The sequence below is a fragment of the Mesorhizobium sp. P160927 genome, assembly GCF_057766385.1.
The window spans coordinates 3486371-3507939 of sequence record NZ_JBYMDW010000001.1 but is presented as its reverse complement, the minus strand read 5'-3'; the positions used below and the strand labels follow the sequence as shown (position 1 = coordinate 3507939).

The window sequence follows — 21569 nt, the reverse complement described above, 5'->3', positions numbered from 1 at the left end:
TTGGTGAGTGCTAACCACAGCTCCGGCGCCGCCGGATGTTGTAGGTTGTCCGGCTTCGCCGGACGGAGGAACTGTTTCTCACCGTTCTCATTCGAGGAAGAAAAAATGGCAAAGTCGAAGTTCCGCCCGCTTCATGACCGCGTGGTCGTTCGCCGGGTCGAATCCGAATCCAAGACCGCCGGCGGGATCATCATCCCGGACACGGCGAAGGAAAAGCCGCAGGAAGGCGAGATCATCGCCGTCGGCTCCGGCGCTCGTGACGAAGCTGGCAAGCTGGTCCCGCTGGACGTCAAGGCCGGCGACCGCATCCTGTTCGGCAAGTGGTCGGGCACCGAAGTCAAGCTCAATGGCGAAGACCTTCTGATCATGAAGGAATCCGACATCATGGGCATCATCGGCTGATTATCGGCCTCACCCTCAACTCGAATTTTTCGGGCTCTATCCGAGCCCCTGCCAGGAGCTAAAACATGGCTGCCAAAGACGTAAAATTCTCCCGCGATGCCCGTGAGCGCATGCTGCGCGGCGTCAACATCCTCGCCGACGCGGTGAAGGTCACGCTCGGTCCCAAGGGCCGCAACGTCGTCATCGACAAGTCGTTCGGCGCCCCGCGCATCACCAAGGACGGCGTCACCGTCGCCAAGGAAATCGAACTTGAAGACAAGTTCGAGAACATGGGCGCGCAGATGGTCCGCGAAGTTGCTTCGAAGACCAACGACATCGCCGGCGACGGCACCACGACCGCGACCGTTCTGGCGCAGTCGATCGTCCAGGAAGGCCACAAATCGGTTGCCGCCGGCATGAACCCGATGGACCTGAAGCGCGGCATCGATCTCGCCGTCACCGAAGTGGTCGCTGCTCTCGGCAAGGCCGCCAAGAAGATCAAGACTTCCGAGGAAGTCGCCCAGGTCGGCACGATCTCGGCCAATGGCGACGAGTCGGTCGGCAAGATGATCGCTGAAGCGATGCAGAAGGTCGGCAACGAAGGGGTCATCACGGTTGAGGAAGCCAAGACCGCCGAGACCGAACTCGAAGTCGTCGAAGGCATGCAGTTCGACCGCGGCTATCTCTCGCCCTACTTCGTGACCAACGCCGACAAGATGGTTGCCGAGCTGGAGGACGTCTACATCCTCCTGCACGAGAAGAAGCTCTCCAACCTGCAGGCGATGCTGCCGGTCCTCGAAGCCGTCGTGCAGACCTCGAAGCCGCTGCTCATCATCTCGGAAGACGTCGAAGGCGAGGCGCTCGCCACGCTGGTCGTCAACAAGCTGCGTGGTGGCCTGAAGATCGCCGCCGTCAAGGCGCCGGGCTTCGGTGATCGCCGCAAGGCCATGCTGGAAGACATCGCCATCCTGACCGGTGGCCAGGTCATTTCGGAAGACCTCGGCATCAAGCTCGAGAATGTCGGCCTCAACATGCTCGGCCGCGCCAAGAAGGTGTCGATCTCCAAGGAGAACACCACCATCGTCGACGGCGCCGGCAAGAAAGCCGAGATCCAGGGCCGCGTCGCCCAGATCAAGCAGCAGATCGAGGAGACCACCTCGGACTACGACAAGGAGAAGCTGCAGGAACGTCTGGCGAAGCTCGCCGGCGGCGTTGCGGTGATCCGCGTCGGCGGTGCGACGGAAGTCGAAGTCAAGGAAAAGAAGGACCGCGTCGATGACGCCCTCAACGCGACCCGCGCGGCCGTGGAAGAAGGCATCGTTGCTGGCGGTGGCGTTGCCCTGCTGCGCGCTTCGGCCAACATCAAGGTGACCGGCGTCAACGCCGACCAGGCCGCCGGCATCAACATCGTGCGTCGTGCGCTGCAGGCTCCGGCCCGCCAGATCGCGGCCAACGCTGGTGCGGAAGCCTCGATCGTTGCCGGCAAGATCCTTGAGAACAAGGGCGCGACCTTCGGCTACAACGCCCAGACCGGCGAATATGGCGACATGATCGTCATGGGTATCGTCGATCCGGTCAAGGTCGTGCGCACGGCCCTCCAGGACGCGGCCTCGGTCGCCGGCCTGCTCGTCACCACCGAAGCCATGATCGCCGAAGCTCCGAAGAAGGACTCTGGCGCCGGCGGCATGCCTGGCGGCATGGGCGGCGGCGGCATGGGCGGCATGGGCGGTATGGACTTCTAAGAAGTCCATAAAGCACGCCCATGAATCCAAGTTGCTCAAGCCCGCAAGCGGGCTTGAGTGGCGGTATGGACTTCTAAGAAGTCCATAAAGCACGCCCATGAATCCAAGTTGCTCAAGCCCGCAAGCGGGCTTGAGTGGCGGTATGGACTTCTAAGAAGTCCATAAAGCACGCCCATGAATCCAAGTTGCTCAAGCCCGCAAGCGGGCTTGAGTGGCGGTATGGACTTCTAAGAAGTCCATAAAGCGCGCCCATGAATCCAAGTTGCTCAAGCCCGCAAGCGGGCTTGAGTGGCGGCATGGACTTCTAAGAAGTCCATCCTCGACAATTATTGAAGGGGCGGCCGAGTGGTCGCCCTTTTCTTTGCGTCTTGAGGCTGGTGCTCCACCGCGGTAGTTGGGACTACCGGTCAGACAGCGGCAGTCTCCGCTTGCTGGGGCGCCTTGCCGGCGAGCACGGCCTGCTCGATAAGGACGGCCACCTCATCGGCAACGGCGTTGAGCGATGAGCGGTCGCGGGTGGCGCGGGCAATCACCATCAAGCCTTCCAGCGAAGACTCGACCAGCAGCGCCAGTGCCTGCGCGCGACGCTCGGGCACTCCTGCCCTGACGAAAGCCTCACGCAGCAAGCCGATCCACTGTTCGAATGCAGAGCGGCACAGTTCGACAAGGTCGGGCACATCGCCTGGCGAGTCCAGCACGACCGGCGCGACCGGGCAGCCCAGTGAGAACTCATTGTCTTCCAGCATGCGTCCCACCGATTGATAGATGTGGTGGACGGCGACCGCAGGGTCGCGTTCGGCGGCCAAAGCCTCGCCCAGACGCTCGGTTACCTCGGCGACGCTGGCGCGCGTCACCTCGACGACCAGCTGATCCTTGCCGCCGGGAAAGTGGAAGTAAAGCGAGCCGCGCGGCGCGCCGCTGGCGCTCAAGATATCGTTGAGCGACGTGCCGTGATAGCCGCGCCGCCGCAATAGCAGTGCCGTCGCCTCGATCATCCGCGTGCGTGTGTGCGTCGCCATGTCAACCTCTGTCAGGAGTGCGCATTATAGCCCTTGCCCGCAATATGACAATCGGTCTACATAATATGTAAATCGGTCTATATATGTGACAGAGATAGATGTATTGGCGGGAAGGGCAAGACGGCGTCCTGGCTCGCGAAGCGGTCGCGGAGCCTTCATTTCATCAAGCAGAGGAGACGTAGCAATGACAATTCGCGAAGCATCGGCCGAATGGCACGGCCCGCTTAAGGAAGGTTCCGGACGGCTCCGGCTGGGCAGCGGCGCGTTCGAGGGTCCCTACTCATTCCCGTCCCGCTTCGAAAACGGGCCCGGCACCAATCCGGAGGAACTGATCGCGGCCGCCCATGCCGGCTGCTTCTCGATGGCGCTCACCGCCATCCTCGGCAGCGAAGGTCACATCGCAAGCGACATCCACACGATCGCCAAGGTGCATCTGGGCGCCACCGCGGCCGGGCCGACCATTACCCGCGTTGAATTGGAGACGGAGGCGAACGTCCCCGGGCTCGCCGCCGCCGACTTCGAGCGGCTGGCGCAGTCGGCCAAGGCGCGATGCCTCGTCTCGCGGGCGCTGGCCGGCGTCGCCACGATCACGCTGAAAGCGAAGCTCATAAGTCACTGAACGGAAGGAGAAATCGCATGACCCAGGAATTGATCATCGACATCACCACGGCCAGCCGCTCCGGCGAAACGGCTGAAATCATGCGGCGCTATAACGATGTGTTCCAGCGTCACGATCCCTCGGCTCTCGACGATCTGGTGGCGCAGGACTGCGTGATCGAGAACACCACGCCGGCACCGGACGGCGCGCGCCGCGCCGGCAAGGCAGCATGCGTCGAGCTGTGGTCGGCGATCGCCGCCGCACCCGGTACGCGCTTCGACCTCGAAGAGACTTTCGTGGCCGGCGACCGCGCCACGGTCCGCTGGCGCTACTGGATGGCCGACGGCAATTCGCTGCGCGGCGTCAACCTGATGCGCGTCGCGGACGGGCGGATCGTCGAGGCGATGGGTTATGTCAAGGGCTAGACCAAGCGCCTCGGTCACCTATCCGCCAGCGCCAGCTTGGCGCCGAGCATGACGAAGGCGCCGGCAAAAGTCCGGCGCATCCAGGTCAGCACCATTGGCCGCGACACGACATGGCTGCGGATCGACGCCGCGAAGATGCCGTAGCCGACAAAAACCACGAAGGTCAAAAACATGAAGACCGAGCTGAGCTCCAGCATCTTCGACAGTGCGTTGGGTTTCGGTGGTGCTGACGAATTGCGGCAGGAAGGCGAAGAAGAAGATCGACAGTTTCGGATTGAGCACGTTGACGAGGATGCCGGTGGCGATCACCTTGCCAGCCGAGCGCGGCGCGACATTGTCGTCGACGCTCAGGCCGCCTTTTTCCTTCAGCGTGTTCCAGGCCATGTAGAGCAGATAGGCGACGCCCAGATATTTCAGCGTCTCGAAGGCGACAGCACTGGTGTGCAGCAGCGCCGCCAGGCCGGTGATGGCGGCCGCCATATGCGGGATGATGCCGAGCGTGCAGCCGAAGGCGGCAATGATCGAGGCCCGCGCACCACGCGAAAGCCCGGCGCTCAGCGTATAGAGTACGCCGGTTCCCGGCGAAGCCACGACGATCAGCGACGTCAACAGAAATTCGATGCTCACGATGATTTCCTCCGGCGCCCTACCCTGACGCAGCCTAGCCAGCAAGCGGGGTGTGCACAAGCGACCAGTAATTACAGCATGTCGCGGCGACAGGATTCGCCGACCTGCTGTAAGCTTCCGATTTTCTGCATGTCGCTGTCCCGGAACCGAGGACGCTTCGGGCGACATGCATTCGCCGCCAGGAAGCCGCCGCTAAGAGGCGGAAAATCCGAGCGCCCGGCGCGCCATCAGGCACTCGTCGTCGCCAGGCATGCAGGCGCGGCAGACATCCGGGCGCAGGTCATAGATCGTGCAAGCGGTCGACTTGCCGACTTCGCCAGACAGGGCCGAACAGCGCACGCCGTCACAGCGCATGCCCGACAGGTCGGCCGCCACGTATTTCTCCGGAATACGGTCGAGCTGCGCATCGTCCTCGGTCGAAAAGCGCGGCCACTCGGCTGAATAGGAACAGCACGCGCCGCAGCTCTGGCAATCGAACATGGGAGCGATGCCTGGTTGAGCCGACGGCAGGCTGGTCGTGGCTGGCTGGGCAATCAGCCCCGGCTTCGCAAGATTGCGATCGGTGTCCCGCGGCAAGGCGCTACTTCTTCTTGCCGGTCTTGCCCTTCGGTGCGTCCGCTGGCGACTTGAAAAGATCGGTCGCTGCCTGGTCGGCCTCGGCGGCCTTCGGCGCGACAACCGGCTTGGCCGGCTTTGCGGCGGGAGCCGGTGCTGCCGGCTGGTCCTTGGCGGAGAATTTTATGGCCATTTCAATCCTCGTCGGCGAAACGCGATGATGGTGCGCGCGGATTGCGCAAGCGGCCGATCAACGCCGAAACCGCCGTGATGTTCATTTCCTCGGGCGACCAATTCCTGGCTTCCGCGATGTGGTGCGCCGCCAGCTCACGATGCGTGCTGCCGCTATAGGCGGCATCCTGATAGGTGACCCGCTCACGGGTCTTGGCGTCTTCGCGGACATACTCGATGAGGTAGTTCGGGCACTCGGCCCGGCCGCGCACGCCGACGCGCACCTGGGCATCGCCATGGGCGCGCTTGCAGCGTTCGAGCTTTTCCAGCACGCGCCGGACATATTCGACCGGCTTGTCCAAGGTCTCGACCATATCGGCGATGGTCACATCGGCCGCGATTGGCGTTTGCGGTACGCGCTTGGTGGCCATCAGCGTTTTCCGGCTCGTTTCGGCAGCGCCGCGAGTGCCGCGGCGGCCGCCATCGCGTCGGCCTCCTTCTCCAGCCGCAACTCGCGCAGGCGCGCGGTCTTGGCTTCCCGCGCTTCGCTGACGGCGTCGCGTTCGGAAATGATGCGGTTAAGCGACATCGACTGGGTTTGCGTTTTGCTGAACAGCGACACGGCCGGATCGACGGCTGTCTTCGAATGGGCGGTCAAAATCTTTCTCCTGTCAGGAGCCTGGTGCCGATAGGACGAGACCGGGTCTTCGGTCCGGACCATGCACAAAGCGATGCGGCAGCGGATTCAAGATGCTGGAGCGTCCCTTAGCACGTTCGGCCCAATGCGCAGCGCATTTTCGGCGGCAACAAGCGTAAAATGAAAAAGGCCAGGCACCGCCTGACCTTCCCTGGGAGCGCCGCGCATCCAACTGGATGCACATGGCTAGCTCCTGATGGGCAGCACAGGCCGTGGAAACTCAGGTTCCCGTGGCCATGCGCCCGAATTCGCCGTTCACCGGTGCCAGTACATCCGTGGTCACCGGGACGGCTGAATTCTTTCTTCAGGCCGCCTTCAACTGGTCGGCGGACATCTTGCCCGACTTGTTGTCGCGGACCATCTCGTAGCCGAGCTTCTGGCCTTCGACGATGTCGCGCATGCCGGCGCGTTCCACGGCCGAGATGTGAACAAAAACGTCGGCGGAGCCGTCGTCAGGCTGAATAAAACCAAAACCCTTGGTGGCGTTGAACCACTTAACTGTGCCGGTGCTCATGACGAACCCTTTCCATGGCAAATATTCGTTCGCCGTTATGCGGATGCACAACGTCGTTTGTCTCGATTTTTGATGTGGGAAGTTCGTCAAAGGCGCGCTCGGAAGCGCGGATAACAAAAGTCAGTCAAACAAATATCGACAACTTTCTTCTACGCGTGTTTCAGACGCCTGTCAAATGTTGCGCCATCGATCCGAGAATTCGACGGCTGAAAGCGCGTCATCTGGCCAACATCCATGGTGAACAAGCGCCCGCACCTGAGCGTTGCCGGCGGCCGCTCAGCGTTCCTGGTCGGTCGGTCTGATGACGATCTCGTTGACGTTGACGCGCGCCGGCTGACCGACGGCATAGAGGATGGCGGCGGCGACATCCTCGGCGGTCAGCGCTTCCATCGTGGCGAGGCGCTGGTCCAGCCCCGCCTTCGAGGCAGCGTTGGTGATATGGTCGCCAAGCTCCGTGCGCACGAGGCCGGGCTCGATCACGGTGACGCGAACCTTGTCGGCATAAACTTCGCGCCGCAGTGATTCCGAAAAACCGACGACACCAAATTTCGTCGCCGCGTAACCGCTGGCGCCGGGATTGGCGACGCGGCCGGCGACCGACGAGACATTGACGATATGGCCCTTGGCAACCTTGAGATGCGGCAGCGCCGCCTTCGTGACGCCCATGAGCGCCAACAGGTTGAGTTCCACCATATGACGCCAGTCGTCGAGCGTTGCCTCCGCTGCCGGCGAGAGCAGCATCACGCCGGCATTGTTGACGAGGATGTCTAGCTGACCCCATTCGGCCACGACCTTCCCGACCATGGCCGCGACATCGTCGCTGCTGGTGACGTCGGCCTCGATGCGCAAAGCCGTTCCGCCGATTTTTTCGATGCGGGCGGCCAGAGCTTCGAGCCTCTCGACCCGACGGGCGGCGACCGCCACCCTTGCCCCGGCAGCGGCCAATGCCGCAGCCGTCGCCTCGCCAATGCCCGAGGAGGCGCCGGTGACGAGAGCAACCTTGCCGGCAAGCATGTAAGAAACGCTCATTGCAACATCTCCAAAAGGCGCCGCGCCAATGCTCCTAGATAGGCCGTCCCGATAAACGGGGAAGGCCGCTTCGCAGAGAGGTCCTATTCGTCCGGCCCCGGCTCCGGCCACGGCTCCTTCGCCGCTTCCGCATACCACTGGCGCATCGCCGGCAGCGCGAGGATCGCGTCGACATAGGCCCTGGTATCGGGCGCCAGATCCCCGCCATAGGTGTCGAAGCGGGTGACGACAGGCGCATACATGGCGTCGGCCGCGGTGAAATGGCCGAACAGAAACGGGCCGCCCTTGCCGTGTTTCTCGCGGCACTCGCGCCACAGCGCTTCGATGCGGGTGCGTTGCGCCTCGCCCTCGGCGTCGAGTGGCTTGTGGGCCCTCGGTCGGCGCAAGTTCATCGGCCAGCCATAGCGGACTTCGCGAAAACCGGAATGCATCTCGGTCGCCGCCGAACGCGCTAGCGCCCGGGCGCCGATATCGGCCGGCCAGAGCTTTTTCTCCGGAAAGAGATCGGCGAGGTATTCAAGGATGGCAAGGGTTTCCCAGACCATTCCGCCAGTGTGATTCGAGGACTTGTGAACCAAGACAGGGACCTGACCTGTCGGCGACACTTTCGCCAGGTTGGCGGCGGTCTCGGGGGTGCGCAGCCGCACCAAGACCTCTTCGAACGGTATCTCCAGGTGCCGCATCGCCACCCAGGGCCTGAGCGACCAGGACGAGAAGCACTTGTTGCCGATATAGAGCGTGAATTCCGACATTTGTCCCCCTTGGCGGTTTGCTCCTTGCGGAGTGCGCTGGCCGGCACCCTAGCCTGCCGGCGCGGCGCCCGAAAGACACCCTGTTTCGCCGACATAAGCGGCGGCTGTTGGAACCGAAACCGTGCCGGCTCGTTTGCCAAGGCGAACCAAACCCGGGAGATGAGAAAATGGTGAACAAGGATCAGGTCGCCGGTGCGGCCAAGCAGGTAAAAGGCTCGGTCAAGCAAGCCGCCGGCAAAGTGACCGGCGATAGGCAGACGCAGGCAGAAGGCATGGCAGACAAGGCCACCGGCAAGGTGCAGAAGGCCTATGGCGACGCGAAGGACAAGGTCAAGAAATCGCTTGACCGCTGAGGAAAGGGGCCGCGTCGAGCGGCCCTTTTCACGTCTTCAGCGATTTGCTGAAAGCGTTGGTGAAAATCACGTCGCCATGATCGTCGCCGGCTTCGCCCAGCACGACATCCAGGCTGTTGCTGGTGACACGTGCCAAGGCGAAGCCGCCCATCTAGGCGGCTTTCGGCTTGAAGAGATCGAGGCCGGCGCGTTGATAGATCATCGGCACCTCGTGCTGGTGACCGTGGAAAGACGGCAACGACGTTCTAGCCCTTCAGGGCGGGCAGCAAGGCCTGGCGGTCCGCATCGCTGCACACCAGAAAACCACGTCGTGAAAACAATAGGGACGGAAGTCGATTCATCATCGGGGAATTCAGCACAAGCGGCGTCTGTCCGTCCAGTTGGTCGAGACATCGGCCACATAGCCGGGCCCTAGCGATCCACCTGCCTCAAGTAGCGCCGTGCCGGCGCAGCACCCTGCGACGTCGCCTCGCCACCGGCTCGCCCTGCGGTGATGCGGCGAGCGAGGCGCTCCGCTCCAGCGCCGCAACGCAATCGCGCAAGGGGCCGGCGTCCTGCGCTGTCTTGGCCATCGACATGGCGCCGGAATAGGCGGCGACCGCAAACACCGCAAAATGCTCGGGATCCGTGCCTTGCTCCCTGCCCTCCCGCTGGTCGGCCCTGATCTTGTCGGCGATCGCCTGGCGCCAGGCCGAAAAGACGCCGGCAAGAGCATTCCGAAATTCGGGATCGGCGAGCGACAGTTCATGCGCCAGATTGTTGAGAGGGCAACCGCGCACGAAACCTTGCCGTTCCAGTTCCGCCGCCACGGCGTCGAACACTTGACGCACGCCCTCGCGAGCCGAAACCGCCTGCCGCACCGGCGCGATCCACGTCTCCTCGACCGCCGCCGCCACGCGCTCGTCGATGACCGCCAGCGCCAGCGCCTTCTTGGTCGGGAAATGATGATGCAAGGCGCCACCGCTGACGCCTGCCGCCGCCATCAGGTCGCCGAGGCTGGAAGCATGGTAGCCGCGTGCCTGAAACGCCGCCTCGGCGACATCGAGCACTTTGCGGCGCATGCCTTCGGGGTCATTGATGCGTTTACCTCGGACTCGCCGCGGCCGGATGTTGAGCTCTGCTGACATTGTCGAAGGATAGCATGTTGACAAAACAGGGCAACCGGTCTGTTTATAAACAGGATGATCAACCTGTTTTGGAGACTCCGCGGATGAACCCGATCCCGAATGCCACGCCTAAGCCGGCGGTACTCACCTCGCCGATCGTCGAATTGCGGCAGTACACGTTGAAGCCGGGCCGGCGCGAAACGTTGATCGATATCTTCGACACGCAGTTCATCGAAAGCCAGGAAGACGCGGGGATGACCATCATCGGCCAGTTCCGCGATCTAGACCGCCCCGATATGTTCGTCTGGATGCGCGGTTTCGAGAGCATGGATGCGCGCAAGGACGCTCTGAGTGCGTTCTATGACGGCCCGGTATGGGCGGCGCACCGCGACGCCGCAAACGCGACGATGATCGATTCCGACGATGTGTTGCTGCTGCGGCCGGCGTGGCCGGATGCCGGTTTCGATCTGTCAGGATTGCACCGGCCAACGGCCGACACGGCCAAAAGCACAAGCGAACGGAGCGGGTTGCCCAGCCTGGTTGAGATTTCGATTCATCATTTGCGGTCGGGCATCGGCGCCGACCTCGCCGGGCGCTTCCGGGCGGAGATGGTTGCGCGGCTTGCCCAGACCGCCGCGCGTCTGCTGGGCGCCTTCCTGACGGAGCCAGCCGCAAACACCTTCCCGCGACTTCCCGTGCGCGCCGGCGAAAACGTCTTCATGACCGTTATCGGCTTCCCCGACGGCGATGCCCATGCCAGCCATCGCCTCGCCACTTCGCCGGTGTGGCAGGCGCTTGGCCAAAACATGCAGGCCATCAGCATAAAGCCGGTCGAGACATTGCGGCTGGCGCCCACGGCCCGGTCGCTGTTGCGGTGATCAGCGGCCGGTCAATTGTCCCGTCATCGCCGAGGCGACAAAGGCCGGGTCCTCCCAATGGGATCGCGACCGCAATTTTGCGCCCAGACGAGACGGGATCAGGTCGGGCGCTTGCGCCGAACGCCGGCCGAAGTTCATACCCTTGGATAGCCTGATGGCTTGACCCCGTCACGGACTTGCGGTGCGATCCCTCTGTTTGAGGGCAAACGCATGGTGAGGTGCGTGATGAGGCTTCGCGGCAAGCGGGCGGTGGTCACCGGCGGATCGGACGGCATCGGCCTGGCGATCGCCGAGGCATTCCTGCACGAGGGCGCCGATGTCCTGATCGTCGGCCGCGACGCGGGCAAACTCGACACCGCTCGCCATAAGCTGACGGCCCTCGGCTCGAATGGCATGGTGGCGATATTGTCGGCCGATCTCGCCACCAGCCCCGGCCTCGCAGCGGTCGTCGAGCAGGTGAAAGAATCCGGCCGGCCACTCGACGTTCTCGTCAACAATGCCGGTGTCGCCTATCTCGTGCCGTTCGAGAGTGTCAGCGAGGCACAGTTCCAGCACTCTTTCGCGCTCAATGTGACGGCGGCCTTCTTCCTCACCCAGGGGCTGCTGCCGCATCTCGGTGCAGGTGCATCCGTCATCAACATCTCCTCCTATTTCGCCAACAAGATGATCCCGAAGCGGCCATCAAGCCTCTACTCCCTGTCGAAAGGCGCGTTGAACTCGCTGACCAAATCGCTGGCCTTCGAACTCGGCCCGCGCGGCATCCGCGTCAACGCAATCGCACCCGGTACGGTGGACACGGCAATGCGGCGCAAGACTGTCGACAACCTGCCGGCCGAGGCACAGGCGGAACTGAAAGCCTATGTCGAGCGCAGCTATCCCCTCGGCCGCATCGGCCGCCCTGACGACCTCGCCGGGATGGCGGTCCATCTCGCCAGCGATGATGCCGCCTGGACCAGCGGCGGCATCTTTGCGATTGACGGGGGGTATACGGCGGGGTGAGTCATCTCCGCCGCGATAGGGGAGACCGGCTATAGCTTCAACCGATTTGCATCCTTACCGTTCGCATTCTCCGCTTGAAGCCATTTGTGCAACGCGATACGCCGTTGCCCAAATCGACAGACCGGAGCCTTGCCGTGAGCACGCAAAAGACGAGAACCGAAACCGATACGTTCGGCCCCATCGAGGTCGCCGCCGACCGTTATTGGGGCGCGCAGGCGCAGCGTTCCCTCGGCAATTTCAAGATCGGTTGGGAGAAGCAGCCGGCTTCGATCGTGCGCGCGCTGGGCATCGTCAAGCGGGCGGCGGCGGAAGCCAACATGGAACTCAAGCGGCTCGATCCGGTTATCGGCAAACCGATCATCGAGGCCGCGCAGGAGGTCATCGACGGCAAGCTCAACGACCACTTTCCGCTGGTGGTTTGGCAGACCGGCTCGGGCACGCAGTCCAACATGAACGCCAACGAGGTGATCTCGAACCGCGCGATCGAGATGCTGGGCGGCGTCATGGGCTCGAAAAAGCCGGTCCACCCCAACGACCATGTCAATATGAGCCAGTCCTCCAACGACACCTATCCGACGGCCATGCACATCGCCTGCGCCGAACGGATCATACATGACCTGATCCCCGCGCTGCACCACCTGCACAAGGCGCTCGCCGCCAAGAGCCGGGATTTCAACCACATCATCAAGATCGGCCGCACCCACACGCAGGATGCCACGCCGCTGACGCTGGGCCAGGAATTCTCCGGCTATGCGGCGCAGGTCGCCTCCTCGATCAAGCGCATCGAGCAGACGCTGCCCGGCTTGCAGGAACTGGCGCAGGGCGGCACCGCCGTCGGCACCGGCCTCAATGCGCCGGTCGGTTTCGCCGAGCGGGTGGCCGATCGCATCGCCGCCATTACCGGCGTCGCCTTCGTCACCGCGCCGAACAAGTTCGAGGCGCTCGCCGCCCATGATTCCATGGTGTTCTCGCACGGTGCCATCAACGCCGCGGCCGCGGCACTGTTCAAGATCGCCAACGACATCCGTTTCCTCGGCTCCGGCCCGCGCTCGGGCCTCGGCGAATTGTCGCTGCCGGAAAATGAACCGGGCTCCTCGATCATGCCGGGCAAGGTCAATCCTACCCAGTGCGAGGCGATGACGCAGGTCTGCGTGCAGGTGTTCGGCAACAATGCGGCGCTGACCTTCGCCGGCAGCCAGGGCCATTTCGAGCTCAACGTCTACAATCCGCTAATGGCCTACAATTTCCTGCAGTCGGTGCAGTTGCTCGCCGACGCTTCGGTCTCCTTCACCGACAATTGCGTCGTCGGCATCGAGGCGCGAGAGGACAACATCAAGGCGGCGCTCGACCGTTCGCTGATGCTGGTGACTGCGCTTGCGCCCACCATCGGCTACGACAACGCCGCCAAGATCGCCAAGACCGCGCACAAGAAAGGGACGACGTTGCGCGAGGAAGCGTTGGCAACCGGACTGGTCAGCGAGGCCGACTATGACCGCCTGGTGCGGCCGCAGGACATGACGCATCCGGGGTGAAGGCATTTTTCGGCGGGAGAATGTCCTCACTCCAGCGCATCGATTGACACGAATTTCCGTTTTTTACCGGCTCACAGAAACGTATGCCCTGTGAACAATGTGTCGCCGGACAGGCGGCTTTGGTGAACAGTCGGCATGGTCTATCTGATGGGGCATCAACCTCTTTCGGAGAGCCACCATGTCCACAAACACCTCCTTCGCCGGCAGCGGCACCGCATCCAACAGCTCCGTCACCATCCTCATCGGCCGTATCCTGCTCGCGGTCATTTTTCTGCTTTCCGGATTCGGCAAGCTCACAGCCATTTCCGGCACCGCCGCCTATTTCGGCGGCCTCGGCCTGCCGGTACCAACGGCGACGGCCGTCATCGTCGGATTGATCGAGCTGCTTGGCGGCCTTGCCGTCCTCGTCGGTTTCCAGACCAGGGTCGCCGCCTGGGTGCTCGCGATCTTCACGATCGCGACCGGGCTGGTCGCCCACACCGGCTGGGCCGACCAGATGCAGATGATCCAGTTCCTCAAGAATGTCGCCATCACCGGCGGTTTCCTGCTGCTGGCCTCCTCGGGTGCCGGCGCATATTCGATCGACGCCAAGCGCGGCTGAGGTTTTCCTCCAAGGACCTGAAATGAGCGGCGCGGAATTGTCCGCGCCGCTTTTTCGTTATGGGATCACAGGCCTACAGCATGTCGCGGCAATTCGCCCACCCTGCTGTAAGCTTGTGATTTTATGCATGTCATTGTCCCGGAAGCGAGGACACTCCCGGGCAACATGCATTAGATTGCAACGGCGCCGGCGACCGTGCCGGCAAGGGAGGGAGCCATGGGTCGCAGTGCATTGCTTCTGGTTTCGCGGCTGTTGTTTGCCGTGCTGTTCGTGCCGTCCGGCTTCCAGGCGCTCGCCAACATTGCCGGCACCACCAGCTATTTCGCCGGTCTCGGCCTGCCGTTGCCAGCGCTCGCCGCCTGGGGCACTGGCCTTTTCGAGTTGATCGCGGGGCTGCTGATCCTCGTTGGTTTGCAGGCGCGGATCGTGGCACTCCTGCTGGCCGGCTTCTGCGTCGCGGCCGGCTATATCGGCCATTACGGCCAAGGCGCCGAGGATGCGACGCTCGCCTTCCTGCACCAGCAGATGCTGATGAAGGATATCGCGATATCGGGTGGGTTCCTGGCGCTTGCCATGGCCGGCGCCGGCGCATGGTCGGCCGACAGTCGCGGCTTCGGCATCGGCGCCGACGCGACTTGACTATTTCGCCGACACGCTCTGCCCGCCCTCGACCGCCAGCACCAGACGCCGGTTGGTGATGCGCGCCAGTTGCGCCAGCCGGCCGGCCGGGCGCTCGCCGTACAGGTTGGAGAGCGAAGCCGGTAGTACTAGCGCCAGCGCGCCGTTCGGGCGGCTTTCCCATTTCAGCCTCGGCATGATGCCGGGCATGGCGGCCGTCAGCAGATAGACGACGCGCATCATCGCTGCCAGCACGCGGGCGCGCTCCAGCAGGCGCGGCGGCGCCAGCGCCTTGATTTCGGGCGCCACCAATTCATTGAAGACGCCATCATGACGGTAGGCGTTGGTCAGCGCCAGGTAGGCGCGGCCGGGGTGATCGACACCGATGAACGAGGCATGCGCGATGATGTTGAGCGACTGCTTGCCGCGATATTCCGGATGAGCGCGCCAGCCGATATCGGCGAGCAGGCAGGCGGCATGGCGATAGCGCGCTTCGTCTTCCGTCTCGTCGATGCCGAACGCCTTGAAAGCCTTGCCGGTCCATTCGACCAGGTCATGCGCGTGATGGACCGAACGCGAGCGCAGAAGCGCAAGCTCCTCGGCGGCCGAGATCAGCGGATCGGCCTTCTGCTCGGCCTCATCGAGGAGCGAATAGAGGAAACCCTCACGCACGCCTTGCGCCGAAACGATGATCCTGGACGGCTGCATCGCCGTCATGATCTCCTGCAGCACGAGAGCGCCATAGGGCAGCAGCGAGCGGCGGTTCTTGGAGACACCCTCGATACCCCTCACCTTTTCGACTTCGCCCCTGGTCACCTGCTTGAGGAAGTTCTGAGCGCTCTCGGCCGATATTTCGTAGTGGTGCATGACGCCGAGCGGGTAGTTGTTCATCTCCATATGCAGCCTGGCGAGGTTTCGCCAAGTGCCGCCAACAGCGTAGAAAGTCCTGCCTTGTCCGCCCTTCAAGAGCTTGGCCCGGGCCAGTTCCTGGCGCGCGATCTTCTGTGCCTGGACGAGCGAGTTCTTCGCCATGTCCTGCAGGCGCAGGCCGCCGAGCGGCAGCGTGATACCGTCGCCGATCGCCTCGCCATCAATGTCTATGAGTTCGAGGCTGCCGCCGCCAAGGTCGCCGGCAATGCCGTTGGCCGGGTGGAAGCCGGAGATGACGCCGAGCGCGGAATAATGCGCTTCCTGGCGGCCGGAGAGCACACGGATTTCGGTCTTGAGCACATCCTCGGCGCGATGGATGAAATCAGGACCGTTGATCGCCTCGCGGGCGGCGGCGGTTGCCAGCACGTACATGTGTTCGGCGCCAGCCTGGTCGGAGAGCGCGCGGAAACGGCGAAACTCCTCCATCGAGCGCGCCACCCCCTCCGGGTCTAGCTTCCCCGTCGACACGATGCCGCGGCCGAGGCCGGCCAGCATCTTTTCGTTGAACAGCATGGTCGGCGAGCGCGCCAGCCCCTCATAGACGACGAGACGGATCGAATTGGAGCCGATGTCGATGATGGACAGCGGTCGGCGGTCCTGCAGCCGGCCCTGGGAATTGGACAGCATCAGGTGGTGGCGTTCTTCTTGCGGCGCTTGAACTGGGCTATTCGCTTGGGCGCATGCGATTTCAGCGCGTCACCCCGTCCCGACAGGCTCGGATTGGTCATGAAATATTCCTGCGCGTTGAACTGTTCCTCGCCCTCCTCCAGCACCACGCGCCGGGAGGTTCCATCAGCCAATACGTCGAAACTTTGCTGATTGTCCATGATGTTGCCCAGCATGATCTGGCCCAGAATCTGTTCATGCACAGTTGGATTGGTGATCGGCACCATGGTCTCGACGCGGCGGTCGAGATTGCGCGGCATGAGGTCGGCCGAGGAGATGTAGACGATCGCCTCGTCCGACGGGAGGCCGTGGCCGTTGCCGAAGCAGTAGATGCGGCTGTGCTCGAGGAACCGGCCGACGATCGACTTGACCCTGATGTTTTCCGACAGGCCCGGCACCTGCGGCCGCAGGCAGCAGATGCCGCGCACGACGAGGTCGATCTCCACTCCGGCGCGGCTTGCATCGTAGAGCGCATCGATGATGATGGGATCGACGAGCGCGTTCATCTTCATCCAGATACGCGCCGGCCGTCCCTCCAACGCATGGGTGACCTCGTCCGAAATGTGCTGGAGGATGCGGTTCCTCAGCGTGAACGGCGAGATCGCCAGCCGCATCTCGGCGGTCGGCTCGGCATAGCCGGTGATGAAATTGAACAATTGGGCGACATCGCGGGCGATCGTCGGGTCGGTGGTGAAGAAGGACAGGTCGGTGTAGATGCGCGCGGTGACCGGGTGGTAGTTGCCGGTGCCGAGATGGACGTAATTGCGCAGCTTGCCGTCCTCGCGCCGCACCACCAGCGACATCTTGGCGTGGGTCTTGAGTTCGAGGAACCCGAACACGACCTGGACGCCGGCACGTTCGAGATCGCGCGCCCAGCGGATGTTGGCCTCCTCGTCGAAACGCGCCTTGAGCTCGACCAGCGCCGTCACCGACTTGCCGGCTTCGGCCGCATCAACCAGAGCACGCACGATCGGGCTGTCGTTGGAGGTGCGATAGAGCGTCTGCTTGATCGCCACCACTTCGGGATCGGCCATTGCCTGGCGCAGGAACTGCACCACCACGTCGAACGACTCATAGGGGTGATGGACGACGATGTCCTTCTCGCGAATGGCGGCGAAACAGTCGCCGCCATGCTCGCGGATACGCTCGGGAAAACGTGGGTTGTAGGGGATGAATTTCAGGTCGTCGCGGGGAACGGAGACGATCTCGGAGATCTGGCTGAGCGCCAGCGGCCCGGTGAGCACACTGATGCGGCTCGACGAGACGCCAAGCTCGCCGGCGACAAAATCGCGCAATTCCCCGGGCATCAGCTTGTCGAATTCGATTCGGATGACCGAACCGCGGCGGCGGCGCTTCAGCGCCGTTTCGAACAGACGCACGAGATCTTCCGATTCCTCTTCGACCTCGATGTCGCTGTCACGAATGATGCGGAACGTGCCGGAACCCTTGACCTCGTAGCCGGGGAAGAGCTTGCCGATGTAAAGGCCGACCGCCTCCTCCAGCGGGATGAAGCGGACATGGTGCTTGCGGTCCGGCAGGCGGATGAAGCGCTTCAGCGCCACCGGCAGGCGCAAGAGCGCGCTCATCTCCTCGCCATTCTTGCGATGGCGAAGCTGCAACGCCATCGAGAAGCCGAGATTGGGAATGAACGGGAACGGATGCGCCGGGTCGATCGAGAGCGGGGTCAGCACGGGAAACACCTGCTCCTGGAAATGGTCTTCCAGCCAGACCTTCTCGTCCTTGGTCAGCGCGTCGCGGGTGATGGTTTCGATGCCTTCCTTGTTGAGCAGCACCGTGAGGGCCGACAGGCTCTTCTGCTGGTCCTCCTGCAGCCGCTCGACCTCACGCAGCAATTGTTCGAGCTGCTGTTCGGGAGTGCGTCCGTCCGGGCTCTTCAGCACGATGCCTTCGCGCACCTGGCCGGCAAGGCCGGCGACGCGCACCATGAAGAATTCGTCGAGATTGGCGGCCGAGATCGACAGGAAGCGGACGCGCTCCAGCAGCGGGTGATGGGTGTTCAGCGATTCCTCGAGAACGCGGCGATTGAACTGCAGCCAGGAGAATTCGCGATTGACGAAGCGGTCCGGATTGCCTTCCGGGCTCGCTGCCGCGACATTGTTGAATTCGCTCTGTACCGGCTTCAGTTCGTTCATGATTCCTGCTCTTCCGCCCGCCTCAGCCGGTTAACCGGCTTAACTTATCCTGTGGCAGGCTTTTGCGACAGTTCTCTGACAGGCTTTTGCGACAGTTTGATTTCATCGAACTTGCAAACAGACTTGATATGATCCAGATGCAGAGCGACTGCGTTAAGGAGACGACGATGGCAGGCGGTTCCATTCCCCATTTCCAGAACGATGCGGGCCACCCGGCGATCGACATCGGGGTCAAGGAATTCATGTGCACGGGCGCCAACCCGCCTTTCGACCATCCGCATGTTTTTCTCGACATGGGCGACGACAATGAGAAAGTCTGCCCTTACTGCTCGACCCTCTATCGCTATTCGCCGAAGCTGAAGGCGACCGAAACGCTGCCGGCGGGTTGTCTCTACATCGACCAGGCCGCCTGACCTTCCGATCATGAGCGAGACGCAGTCCCGGCAGGTCGTGATCGCCGGGGCTGGCATCGCCGGGCTGACAGCAGCGATTGCCTTTGCCGAACGCGGCTATTCCGTGAGGGTGTTCGAACAGGCGCAGCGCCTCGAAGCGGCGGGCGCCGGCATCCAGCTCTCTCCTAACGCGACGCGCATACTGCGCCAGCTTGGCGTACTCGACACGCTTCTTGCCAATGCCGTCCGGCCGGAAGCCGTGGTGCTGAAGGACGCCGCGAGCCTGCGCCAACTGGCACGCGTGCCGCTTGGCGGAGCCGGCGAGGAACGCTGGCGCGCGCCCTATCTCCTGGCGCACCGGGCGGATCTGCAAGACGCCCTGATGGGGCGCGTTGCGCAACTGCCCGACATCCATCTCACCACCGGTGCGCAGGTCAGCAGCGTGGCCTCCGGTTCACTCGTTATCACCAGGACAGACGGGGTCGGCCGCAAGGTCATCGATATCCAAGGATCTCTGCTGGTCGGCGCCGATGGCGTCTGGTCAGCGGTGCGGAGGTTTGCCAGTCCAGGCAGCGGAGCCGGCTTCGCGAACAGCCATTTCTCCGGCGAACTGGCCTGGCGGGCGACGGTGAGCGCGGACAACGAGGCGGGGCGAGCCTTCGCCGCGATCGGCGCCACCGACTGCGTCACCACCTTCCTGCACCCGGGATTCCACATGGTCGCCTACCCCGTCAGCAGGGGTAGCGCCTTCAACCTTGCCGCCTTCACCCGGGGCGAGCGCATCGCCGAGGGGTGGTCACGCAGTGCCGACCCCGCCATCCTTTCGGGCGCCATGCGCCGCACCGCGCCGGCGCTGGCGCAATTAGTGGAATTCGCTGGCCCGTGGACCGCCTTCCCCATCCACACGGTCGAGCAGCGACGCTGGACTGTGCCGGAAGGCATCGCGCTGATCGGCGACGCCGCGCACGCGATGACGCCGTTCGCGGCGCAAGGTGCTGCCATGGCGATCGAGGACGCCGCGACGCTGGCCAACCTCGTCGCCGACATCCCCGGCGACCTGACGCAAAGCCTCATCATCTGGGAGAACCTGCGGCGGTCGCGCATCGCCAAGGTCATCCGTCGCGGCGCGCTCAACCGGCTTGCCTGGCATGCCCATGGCCCGGTGGCGTTGGCCCGCAATCTGTTTCTGGCGGCGCGACCGGGAGAGAAGCTCGCAGCCGATCTGGACTGGCTTTACGGGTGGGAGCAGCAGCGGATCATCCCTCGGTGAAAGGAGCCAGCGGCAAAGCTAATTATACAGCCGCATCGACAGCCCAAGCGAAACCGGCAGCGGGTTCCACCAGCCGGTGCGCAGGCCGGCAGTGCGCAGTGCAGCCGCCGTCCAGGTGTTGCAACCGATCAGCGCGTTGAAATGGCCATTCGCCTCATACAAGCGGTCAAAATTGGAGTAGCCGGCATTGTCGACGACGATCGGGCCGTTCGGCCCCTGCTGAAAGCTCGCTTCGATGAAATCGAGCAATGCGGCAAAACGGTCTTCGCCCACGTCGAAGCCTGCGACATCGGGGTGCGGCTCGGGAATATTGCCGGCGACGTCGACATGGATCACCGACGCATCGAGCGTCAAAGCCTTGAATGCGGGCAGCGCCTTCAATTGCGACCATGTCGGCGTTTCCAGGTAGAAGGCGCGCCCGCCCCAGCCGAAGACGAGGTAGCGCACATCGGGCGCATCTGAAGGCAGGCCGGCATCGGCCAGAAAATGGAAGCGCCGGCGCACCTCGTCATCCACCGGAATGGCGATGTCGGTGTGGATCGGATTTTTCAGCACCAATATGTGCATGATGCCCTCGCCCGCTGCGGCTGCCGGCCAGAGCGGGCGCGGCACCAGCGTGCCGAGCGACACGGCGAGCACCAGTGCTGCAACCAGCATGGCCAGGAAACGCAGGAGTTTTCTCATCGGCGCGGCTTCGCGTGTCCATTCGCGGCTCAATGAAGAAGATCATTATTCGATCGGCCAGAGGCAAAAAAAGCCCGGCCGCGGCGCGACCGGGCTTTCTCGAGTTGGCGTCAGTCCGCTCAGTGCAGGATCTGCGACAGGAACAGCTTCGTGCGTTCGTGGCGCGGATGGTCGAAGAACTCGGCCGGCGTGTTCTGCTCCACGATCTGGCCCTGATCCATGAAGATCACCCGGTTGGCGACTTTCCGCGCAAAGCCCATCTCGTGGGTGACGCACAGCATGGTCATGCCTTCCTCGGCCAGACCCACCATGGTTTCCAGCACTTCCTTGATCATTTCCGGGTCCAGCGCCGAGGTCGGCTCGTCGAACAGCATGATGCGCGGGTTCATGCACAGCGAGCGGGCGATCGCCACGCGTTGCTGCTGGCCGCCGGAAAGCTGACCCGGATATTTGTTGGCCTGCTCGGGGATTTTGACGCGCTTGAGGAAATGCATGGCGATTTCCTCGGCCTGCTTCTTCGGCGTCTTGCGCACCCAGATCGGCGCCAGCGTGCAGTTCTCGAGGATGGTCAGATGCGGGAACAGGTTGAAGTGCTGAAACACCATGCCGACCTCTCGGCGCACCTCGTCGATCTTCTTCAGATCGTTGGTGAGTTCCTTGCCATCGACGATGATCTTGCCCTTCTGGTGCTCTTCCAGCCGGTTGATGCAGCGGATCATGGTCGACTTGCCCGACCCGGACGGTCCGCAAATGACGATACGCTCGCCGCGCATCACCTTCAGATTGATGTCCTTCAGCACATGGAACTCGCCGTACCATTTATGCATGGCGATGATGTCGATGGCGACATCGGTGGTCGAGATATGCATCTTGGCCG

The 21569-nt window shown here is 63.2% G+C and carries 26 protein-coding genes and 1 pseudogene; 12 read left to right on the top strand and 15 right to left on the bottom strand.

The window, feature by feature from the left end; genetic code table 11:
- The first annotated feature begins 105 nt into the window (after positions 1–105).
- Together groES and groL are read left to right on the top strand one after the other, a co-directional pair.
- Positions 106–402, top strand: coding sequence for a co-chaperone GroES (groES, locus tag AC3CB8_RS17005; RefSeq protein WP_006203049.1), 297 nt, complete (start codon positions 106–108; stop codon positions 400–402).
- 65 nt (positions 403–467) lie between these two features.
- The gene (groL, locus tag AC3CB8_RS17000; protein ID WP_352551260.1) at positions 468–2123 is read left to right on the top strand and encodes a chaperonin GroEL; all 1656 of its coding nucleotides are present in this window, start codon (positions 468–470) and stop codon (positions 2121–2123) included.
- Positions 2124–2530: 407 nt separating this feature from the next.
- Here groL and AC3CB8_RS16995 read toward each other — a convergent pair whose 3' ends face one another.
- Positions 2531–3142, bottom strand: a complete 612-nt coding sequence (locus tag AC3CB8_RS16995; RefSeq protein ID WP_023773493.1) for a TetR/AcrR family transcriptional regulator — start codon at positions 3140–3142, stop codon at positions 2531–2533.
- Positions 3143–3326: 184 nt separating this feature from the next.
- Here AC3CB8_RS16995 and AC3CB8_RS16990 point away from each other — a divergent pair, with 184 nt between their 5' ends.
- Both AC3CB8_RS16990 and AC3CB8_RS16985 read left to right on the top strand, forming a co-directional pair.
- Positions 3327–3761 (top strand): OsmC family protein, encoded by a 435-nt coding sequence (locus AC3CB8_RS16990; RefSeq protein WP_023773492.1) that lies wholly within the window; start codon positions 3327–3329, stop codon positions 3759–3761.
- Positions 3762–3778: 17 nt separating this feature from the next.
- Positions 3779–4165, top strand: coding sequence for a nuclear transport factor 2 family protein (locus tag AC3CB8_RS16985; protein WP_023773491.1), 387 nt, complete (start codon positions 3779–3781; stop codon positions 4163–4165).
- A 14-nt stretch (positions 4166–4179) separates the two neighbouring features.
- Here AC3CB8_RS16985 and AC3CB8_RS16980 read toward each other — a convergent pair.
- The 8 genes and pseudogenes from AC3CB8_RS16980 to AC3CB8_RS16945 form a co-directional block, all read right to left on the bottom strand.
- Positions 4180–4792 (bottom strand): annotated as a pseudogene (locus tag AC3CB8_RS16980) (LysE family translocator).
- Positions 4793–4984: 192 nt separating this feature from the next.
- On the bottom strand, positions 4985–5272 hold the full coding sequence (locus AC3CB8_RS16975; RefSeq protein WP_352565218.1) for a YkgJ family cysteine cluster protein: 288 nt from the start codon (positions 5270–5272) through the stop codon (positions 4985–4987).
- A 100-nt stretch (positions 5273–5372) separates the two neighbouring features.
- Positions 5373–5540 carry a hypothetical protein gene (locus tag AC3CB8_RS16970; protein WP_023773488.1) on the bottom strand — a complete coding sequence of 56 codons (168 nt, stop codon included), beginning with the start codon at positions 5538–5540 and terminating at the stop codon, positions 5373–5375.
- A gap of 1 nt (position 5541) precedes the next feature.
- A complete protein-coding gene (locus tag AC3CB8_RS16965; protein ID WP_023773487.1) occupies positions 5542–5949 on the bottom strand; it encodes a hypothetical protein in 408 nt (135 codons plus the stop codon).
- On the bottom strand, positions 5949–6176 hold the full coding sequence (locus AC3CB8_RS16960; RefSeq protein WP_023773486.1) for a hypothetical protein: 228 nt from the start codon (positions 6174–6176) through the stop codon (positions 5949–5951). Before AC3CB8_RS16960 ends, AC3CB8_RS16965 begins: the two co-directional genes overlap by 1 nt.
- A 343-nt stretch (positions 6177–6519) precedes the next feature.
- Complete coding sequence (locus AC3CB8_RS16955) at positions 6520–6729, bottom strand: cold-shock protein (protein WP_010915421.1); 210 nt, start codon at positions 6727–6729, stop codon at positions 6520–6522.
- A gap of 276 nt (positions 6730–7005) precedes the next feature.
- Positions 7006–7758, bottom strand: coding sequence for an SDR family NAD(P)-dependent oxidoreductase (locus AC3CB8_RS16950; RefSeq protein ID WP_352565196.1), 753 nt, complete (start codon positions 7756–7758; stop codon positions 7006–7008).
- An 83-nt stretch (positions 7759–7841) separates the two neighbouring features.
- On the bottom strand, positions 7842–8510 hold the full coding sequence (locus AC3CB8_RS16945; protein WP_023773484.1) for a glutathione S-transferase family protein: 669 nt from the start codon (positions 8508–8510) through the stop codon (positions 7842–7844).
- A gap of 167 nt (positions 8511–8677) precedes the next feature.
- On the opposite strand from AC3CB8_RS16945, the gene AC3CB8_RS16940 reads away from it, so the two are divergent.
- Positions 8678–8863, top strand: a complete 186-nt coding sequence (locus AC3CB8_RS16940) for a CsbD family protein (RefSeq protein ID WP_015318399.1) — start codon at positions 8678–8680, stop codon at positions 8861–8863.
- Between the two features lie 28 nt (positions 8864–8891).
- Here AC3CB8_RS16940 and AC3CB8_RS16935 read toward each other — a convergent pair whose 3' ends face one another.
- Together AC3CB8_RS16935 and AC3CB8_RS16930 are read right to left on the bottom strand one after the other, a co-directional pair.
- Entirely contained in the window at positions 8892–9014 is a 123-nt protein-coding gene (locus tag AC3CB8_RS16935) for a hypothetical protein (RefSeq protein WP_023773482.1), read from the bottom strand.
- Between the two features lie 277 nt (positions 9015–9291).
- Entirely contained in the window at positions 9292–9924 is a 633-nt protein-coding gene (locus AC3CB8_RS16930) for a TetR/AcrR family transcriptional regulator (protein WP_051407659.1), read from the bottom strand.
- 149 nt (positions 9925–10073) lie between these two features.
- Between AC3CB8_RS16930 and AC3CB8_RS16925 the strand changes: the two genes are divergently transcribed.
- The 5 genes from AC3CB8_RS16925 (at position 10074) to AC3CB8_RS16905 (ending at position 14618) form a co-directional block, all read left to right on the top strand.
- Positions 10074–10847 (top strand): NIPSNAP family protein, encoded by a 774-nt coding sequence (locus AC3CB8_RS16925; RefSeq protein WP_023773480.1) that lies wholly within the window; start codon positions 10074–10076, stop codon positions 10845–10847.
- Between the two features lie 225 nt (positions 10848–11072).
- A complete protein-coding gene (locus tag AC3CB8_RS16920; protein WP_023782950.1) occupies positions 11073–11846 on the top strand; it encodes an SDR family NAD(P)-dependent oxidoreductase in 774 nt (257 codons plus the stop codon).
- 134 nt (positions 11847–11980) lie between these two features.
- Complete coding sequence (gene fumC, locus AC3CB8_RS16915; protein WP_023773478.1) at positions 11981–13378, top strand: class II fumarate hydratase; 1398 nt, start codon at positions 11981–11983, stop codon at positions 13376–13378.
- Positions 13379–13556: 178 nt separating this feature from the next.
- On the top strand, positions 13557–13979 hold the full coding sequence (locus AC3CB8_RS16910; protein WP_023795267.1) for a DoxX family protein: 423 nt from the start codon (positions 13557–13559) through the stop codon (positions 13977–13979).
- Between the two features lie 216 nt (positions 13980–14195).
- A complete protein-coding gene (locus tag AC3CB8_RS16905; protein ID WP_352565192.1) occupies positions 14196–14618 on the top strand; it encodes a DoxX family protein in 423 nt (140 codons plus the stop codon).
- On the opposite strand, the gene ppx is transcribed toward AC3CB8_RS16905, so the two are convergent.
- Both ppx and AC3CB8_RS16895 read right to left on the bottom strand, forming a co-directional pair.
- Entirely contained in the window at positions 14619–16154 is a 1536-nt protein-coding gene (gene ppx / locus AC3CB8_RS16900; RefSeq protein ID WP_023773475.1) for an exopolyphosphatase, read from the bottom strand.
- Entirely contained in the window at positions 16154–18346 is a 2193-nt protein-coding gene (locus tag AC3CB8_RS16895) for an RNA degradosome polyphosphate kinase (RefSeq protein ID WP_023795269.1), read from the bottom strand. Before AC3CB8_RS16895 ends, ppx begins: the two co-directional genes overlap by 1 nt.
- Before the next feature lie 167 nt (positions 18347–18513).
- Between AC3CB8_RS16895 and AC3CB8_RS16890 the strand changes: the two genes are divergently transcribed.
- A complete protein-coding gene (locus AC3CB8_RS16890; protein ID WP_015318409.1) occupies positions 18514–18759 on the top strand; it encodes a zinc-finger domain-containing protein in 246 nt (81 codons plus the stop codon).
- A 10-nt stretch (positions 18760–18769) separates the two neighbouring features.
- Complete coding sequence (locus tag AC3CB8_RS16885) at positions 18770–20008, top strand: FAD-dependent monooxygenase (RefSeq protein WP_352565190.1); 1239 nt, start codon at positions 18770–18772, stop codon at positions 20006–20008.
- Positions 20009–20026: 18 nt separating this feature from the next.
- Here AC3CB8_RS16885 and AC3CB8_RS16880 read toward each other — a convergent pair whose 3' ends face one another.
- Positions 20027–20692 (bottom strand): TIGR02117 family protein, encoded by a 666-nt coding sequence (locus tag AC3CB8_RS16880; RefSeq protein WP_352565188.1) that lies wholly within the window; start codon positions 20690–20692, stop codon positions 20027–20029.
- A gap of 119 nt (positions 20693–20811) precedes the next feature.
- Entirely contained in the window at positions 20812–21561 is a 750-nt protein-coding gene (locus tag AC3CB8_RS16875) for an amino acid ABC transporter ATP-binding protein (protein WP_031240865.1), read from the bottom strand.
- Positions 21562–21569 lie beyond the last annotated feature (8 nt).